Consider the following 5,062-nt stretch of genomic DNA (forward strand, 5'->3'; position numbering starts at 1 on the left):
CTTATAGATTTTAATGTACCTTTTTAGATATTGGAATATATTTAGTAAAATATGCACCAACTAGCAATAATGCAATTGAAAATAACCAAGTAAAAGCACCGCCAAAGTGAAACCAATATGCAAACATATTTAAAATTGCGAGTGAAAAGAAGCAAATAGAAGTTAACGCACTTTTCAATCCTTTTATCCCAGATTTTTTTCTCTTTTGATAAGCAATATACATCGCAATAACAAGAAAAAAGATAAGAACAAATGGTAACATAACTTTTAGCATTGGTAATCCCTCCAGTGTAAATGCACTCTCTTCATTATCATCTTATCTCATTTATCTTTTAGGCATCAATTCATTCTTATCTTCCCTCCAAAAGTCAGTATAAGTTTTATTTTTAAAGTTCACGTTCACCTCAGAAAACGGCATACTTCCTCCGACTTTCAATGAGTACCAGTCGTTTAAAAGTGGTGATCCGAAACAAATCTTCATTGTACGATCATGTAAATCGAATAATACAGAATGTAAAGTTCCAAACCATTCTTCATAGTTATGTACAGTCAGTCCATCAGGATATTCTTCTTCTACTAACTTTTTTAAAGACTCTATGCTCACTTGTTCATATCCATTTAAATGCTCATGTAAAACATGATATCTCTTTGTAGATTGTTCTAATTTCCTATTATTTAATTTCTGAATTGATGAACTAACTGCATGGTTTGTTGATACAATAAAAGCTTGGTTGTCACCATCAATCGTTGTTGTGGATTTATGACCGTCAAATATTTCAATATGTGCTGCGTTTAAAGGATCAGCTACTATTAAATTAATATTACTAGCAATTGGTATTTCTTCTATTAGTGATTTAGCTTCCTGCACATTTTTACATTTCTCCAACAACAATCGAATTACCGCAAAACACTGTAAACCATTTACCATTGGCTTTCTTAAACCTGCAATGTTTCCTACTGGTTGACCACATGCTGAAAATGTAACAGATAATCCATGTTCGTTACCCCCTTCTGTTCGACCAAAATATTGAGTAGAAAAGCCACTATGTGCATACGCACCTTCAACATGCGTCGAGCAAAAACGCATATCATCTATTACTGGTGATAAATCATAATTTCTTAATACATAAGTGTGAGTTGAATCTGTCTTTTTAGGTAATACTGCACAATGACTACAACCTGCTTTCAATAGTGTTTGATAGTAATACATCATATTTTTTGAAGGAATTTTTAACACTTCACAAAAACCTTCAATTTCTTCATTAATTCCAGAACAATATTGATTTAATATATTTCTAGATTCTGTCCAATGGTTATGCGATATTAAGTTTTCTTGCTCTATAAATTGCGGAATAAGATAAGAATGTTGTTTCACAAATTCACCTTGTTGCTTACCAATTTCATAATGACTTCCTTTGAGCGATGAAAAATACCCCTTTACTTGATACATCAAATTCCCCCTCTTATTAAACATATCCATATCGTACCAAATGAATCCCATTCATTCTTGATGTTTTTTACTACCTTACCTTAACTCCATGCCACTTTAAAACCTCCACTAATAATTATTTACTAAATAATTATTTTTTTGTTAATATTGCTACAGAAGCTTTACTTCAAAATAAAATAGTTTAATATCAAATGAGCAAAATACTATATTGAACTTACTCGTAAGCAATCATCTAATTTTTGAGATTAAGAAACTTATTTATCAAAGCAAAAGGAGAATTTATGTATGAGCAATTGCAAACCAATTGATGAATTAACTATTGAAGACCTAAAACAAAACCCCATTTGGGAATGGGCAATAGATGAAGAGGAAAACGAAGAACATGACGAAACATGGGTAAAACCAGCAGCAACTACTAATTTTACAGAGGAGCTAAACGGTTCAATCGTACTAGGCGAACTATTCTTACATAATGGTGAAAAATTCCCTATGATGTGTGAAATTGACATTGAAAATAACGAGGCAGTAATTCGTTCTGTTGTTTATTATAACGAAGCAGAAAATGAGTATATTGCTATAGAAGATATTGTGAAAACGGTCGAAATGCCGTTATCGATTATTATTAACCTAACAATTCATGCAGAATCCAAAACCTTACGCTTCACTGCACATAAAGTAGATATTTATAAAAATTCAATAACGACTAATTTAAATTAAAGTTGGGCGAAATAAAGAAAACAATTATTAAATAAAGTGAAGCTTTAATCAGTGGGGGTCTTACTGCCCAGCAAATAGCGGGATAAAAACCGGAAAATGATTATCGATTCCCCGGTTTTTCAAACTAGATTAAAGTATTCCCTTTTCTACTAAAGTCTCTGCGATTTGAACTGAATTCCAAGCCGCACCTTTTAATAGGTTATCAGAAACAATCCAGAGGTGGAATCCGTTTGGCATATCAGGATCTTTACGTATTCTTCCGACAAATGTATCTATTTTCCCTTCTGCATATAATGGCATTGGATACAGCTGTTTACTAGGGTTATCCTGCAAAATAACACCTGGTGCATCCATTAATACTTCCTTAATTTCCGTAACGGTTGCTTCTTTTTCCAGTTCTATATAAACTGATTCTGAATGCCCTGATACAACTGGAACACGTACACAAGTAGCTGCCATTTTCAGGTTTTCATCTTCTAATATTTTCTTCGTTTCTTGAATCATTTTTACTTCTTCAAAAGTAAAATCATTGTCTGTAAATATATCTACTTGAGGCAGTACATTAAACGCTATTGGGTAATGTTTTTTATCTTTTTTCGCCGGTAATATATTACTTTTCACTTCTTCACCAGCAAGCATAGACTTAGCCTGCTCTTGTAATTCATGAATCGCATGAATGCCAGAACCCGATACGGCTTGATATGTTGAAACGATAATTCTTTCTAAACCGAATGATTTTCGAATCGGCTGAAGTGCTGTTACCATCTGTAATGCTGAACAATTTGGAACTGCAATGATACCTTTATGCTGCTTTAAAGTATGCGCATTCACTTCCGGAACAACGAGCGGTACACCTTGTGCCATTCGGTACTCACTTGTGTTATCAATTACAATCGCACCACTAGAAACTGCATGAGTTACAAATTGTCTAGATACTTCTCCCCCAGCGCTAAAAAAGGCAATATCTACACCTTCAAAGCTAGTTGTTTTTGCCTCTTTTATAATTATCTCTCGTCCTTTGAATCTTACTTTCTTACCAGCGGATCGTTTTGACGAAAGCAATGTAACTTCAACTATATTAAACTTCATTTCATTCTCTAACAGTTCAATAATTTTTTGCCCTACCGCACCTGTAGCCCCAACAACAGCTACATGATAGCCCTTTTTTTTTCATCTTTTCTCCTCCAATATCACCTAAATGAATATTTCTACAATTTCATTTTATACAGAATTTAATCATTTGGAAAATTAAAATACATGATATAATCATTCACAAATCATGATAATAAAAGAGGGATTGCTTATGGAAATGAGACATGTTAAAACATTTTGCGCCATTGTGAAGTATGGTAATTTTTCTAAGGCTGCGCATGCGCTAGGTTATGCGCAATCTACTGTTACAGCACATATGAAAGCTTTAGAGAACGATTTACATATTCCTCTTTTCGATCGGTTAGGGAAAAAAGTGCTACTTACAAAAGCAGGTCATCAATTTCATCCTTATGCATTAGAATTACTTTCAATATATGAAAAAGCGCAAGAAATCCCCCAAAATACAGATTATTTAGAAGGTACATTAAGTATTACATCTAATGAATCATTAGCGGTATACCGATTACCACAATTATTACGTACTTACAAACAGAAAAATCCGAAAGTAAATATCGTACTTGAAACAAACACAAATGAACAAGCATTACAAAAATTACGTGAAGGAGAAACAGACGTTATCTTCATAATTGGAGAAAGTATAGAACATAATGATTTTATTACGCGTACTTTGAGTAATGAAATATTTGGATGGATTTTACCAGATCATTCCGCTGCACATACAAATCCATTCCAGTTATTACAGGACACCCAGTTCATTTTTACAGAACAAAGCTGCGGCTATAGGCCAATGGTAGATCGTTTTTTATGTCAAAGTGGAAATATTCCAGCTAAAACATTTGAAACTTCCAATGTTGAAGTCATTAAACAATCCGTTATGTGTGAGTTAGGCATTTCAATTCTTCCTTATATCGTTGTACAAGAAAGTTGCCAAAAAGGACAACTATGTTTTCAACCTATCGAAACTCCAACAGTTATTCAAAGTTATGTAATCTATCATAAATCCAGATGGATTTCCCCGGTATTACAATCGTTCCTTTCCTTACTTGAACGAGACTAAAATATTAAGACGTACATAGAAAGAGAGTAATTGCCTAATAAGCAATTACTCTCTTTCATTAATTAGTATACTATTTATTAGTCTGTCCCCCACCTGCAATTAATTTACTACCTGAATATGTACCTTTGTTCATAAACACTTGATTAATTAATTCTTTTTGCTCAGCTTGCGACATTACTCCTTTTCCTTCTCCTAAATTCCCACTTTGTAATTTCCAAATCTTATTGTGATCCCCATCAACCTTTTCATATTTTCCTTGTTTCCATCGTTCTAAAATTTCTACATATGTACTTCCCTGTACAAGATCATTACTCTTTACAATATCAATTAAGCTTTCAATCCGCTCTTGTGTAATAAAAATATAGCCCCACTTTTGATCAGCTTTCGCTTTTTGATGTGCCATTTCATGTAATGCTGTCTGTATGTTCTCATCTGTCCATTTAAAATTTTTATTAAAACCACTATTCGGCAATGAATAATTTCCATTTTCTAAAAGCTTTGCATCTTCTGCTTTTACGTTACTATCAGCTAATACTTCTACTGCTGGAGCAGCTGGTGATGCCTTTTTCGCAGCTGGTTTACTATTATTTAAATAATGCAGCATACCATATGTTAAACCTACTCCAATTACCGCCATACCAGCTATAACACCTATTATTTTCAAAAATGTTTTCATCTCGCTTGTTTCCTCCCAAATATCTCCGTTCTGACTACCTAATTATTTC

5 protein-coding genes and 1 pseudogene are annotated in these 5,062 nt (G+C 33.3%); 2 read left to right on the forward strand and 4 right to left on the reverse strand.

Annotation, left to right across the window (positions count from 1 at the left end; all coding sequences use genetic code 11):
• Nucleotides 1–10: 10 nt before the first annotated feature.
• Both ABWK52_RS11650 and ABWK52_RS11655 read right to left on the reverse strand, forming a co-directional pair.
• Entirely contained in the window at nucleotides 11–274 is a 264-nt protein-coding gene (locus ABWK52_RS11650) for a hypothetical protein (protein ID WP_000921857.1), read from the reverse strand.
• Nucleotides 275–325: 51 nt separating this feature from the next.
• Entirely contained in the window at nucleotides 326–1,450 is a 1,125-nt protein-coding gene (locus ABWK52_RS11655) for a C45 family autoproteolytic acyltransferase/hydolase (protein WP_000285220.1), read from the reverse strand.
• A gap of 285 nt (nucleotides 1,451–1,735) precedes the next feature.
• On the opposite strand from ABWK52_RS11655, the gene ABWK52_RS11660 reads away from it, so the two are divergent.
• Nucleotides 1,736–2,167, forward strand: a complete 432-nt coding sequence (locus tag ABWK52_RS11660) for a hypothetical protein (RefSeq protein ID WP_000063764.1) — start codon at nucleotides 1,736–1,738, stop codon at nucleotides 2,165–2,167.
• Nucleotides 2,168–2,296: 129 nt separating this feature from the next.
• Here ABWK52_RS11660 and ABWK52_RS11665 read toward each other — a convergent pair.
• Nucleotides 2,297–3,334, reverse strand: a pseudogene (locus ABWK52_RS11665) (aspartate-semialdehyde dehydrogenase); the annotation flags it as partial.
• Between the two features lie 136 nt (nucleotides 3,335–3,470).
• Here ABWK52_RS11665 and ABWK52_RS11670 point away from each other — a divergent pair.
• Nucleotides 3,471–4,337: a LysR family transcriptional regulator gene (locus ABWK52_RS11670; protein WP_000425894.1), complete on the forward strand. Its 867-nt coding sequence runs from the start codon at nucleotides 3,471–3,473 to the stop codon at nucleotides 4,335–4,337.
• A 70-nt stretch (nucleotides 4,338–4,407) separates the two neighbouring features.
• Here ABWK52_RS11670 and ABWK52_RS11675 read toward each other — a convergent pair whose 3' ends face one another.
• The gene (locus tag ABWK52_RS11675; protein WP_000846984.1) at nucleotides 4,408–5,013 is read right to left on the reverse strand and encodes a PRK06770 family protein; all 606 of its coding nucleotides are present in this window, start codon (nucleotides 5,011–5,013) and stop codon (nucleotides 4,408–4,410) included.
• Nucleotides 5,014–5,062: the final 49 nt, after the last annotated feature.

Source organism: Bacillus sp. AP50, from assembly GCF_040492675.1.
GTDB lineage: Bacteria > Bacillota > Bacilli > Bacillales > Bacillaceae_G > Bacillus_A > Bacillus_A cereus.

What these genes read in the sequence shown, in the direction of transcription:
- ABWK52_RS11675 (WP_000846984.1), bottom strand. Translation starts at nt 5,013, where the DNA reads ATGAAAACATTTTTGAAAATAATAGGTGTTATAGCTGGTATGGCGGTA.
- ABWK52_RS11660 (WP_000063764.1), top strand. Translation starts at nt 1,736, where the DNA reads ATGAGCAATTGCAAACCAATTGATGAATTAACTATTGAAGACCTAAAA.
- ABWK52_RS11670 (WP_000425894.1), top strand. Translation starts at nt 3,471, where the DNA reads ATGGAAATGAGACATGTTAAAACATTTTGCGCCATTGTGAAGTATGGT.
- ABWK52_RS11655 (WP_000285220.1), bottom strand. Translation starts at nt 1,450, where the DNA reads ATGTATCAAGTAAAGGGGTATTTTTCATCGCTCAAAGGAAGTCATTAT.
- ABWK52_RS11650 (WP_000921857.1), bottom strand. Translation starts at nt 274, where the DNA reads ATGCTAAAAGTTATGTTACCATTTGTTCTTATCTTTTTTCTTGTTATT.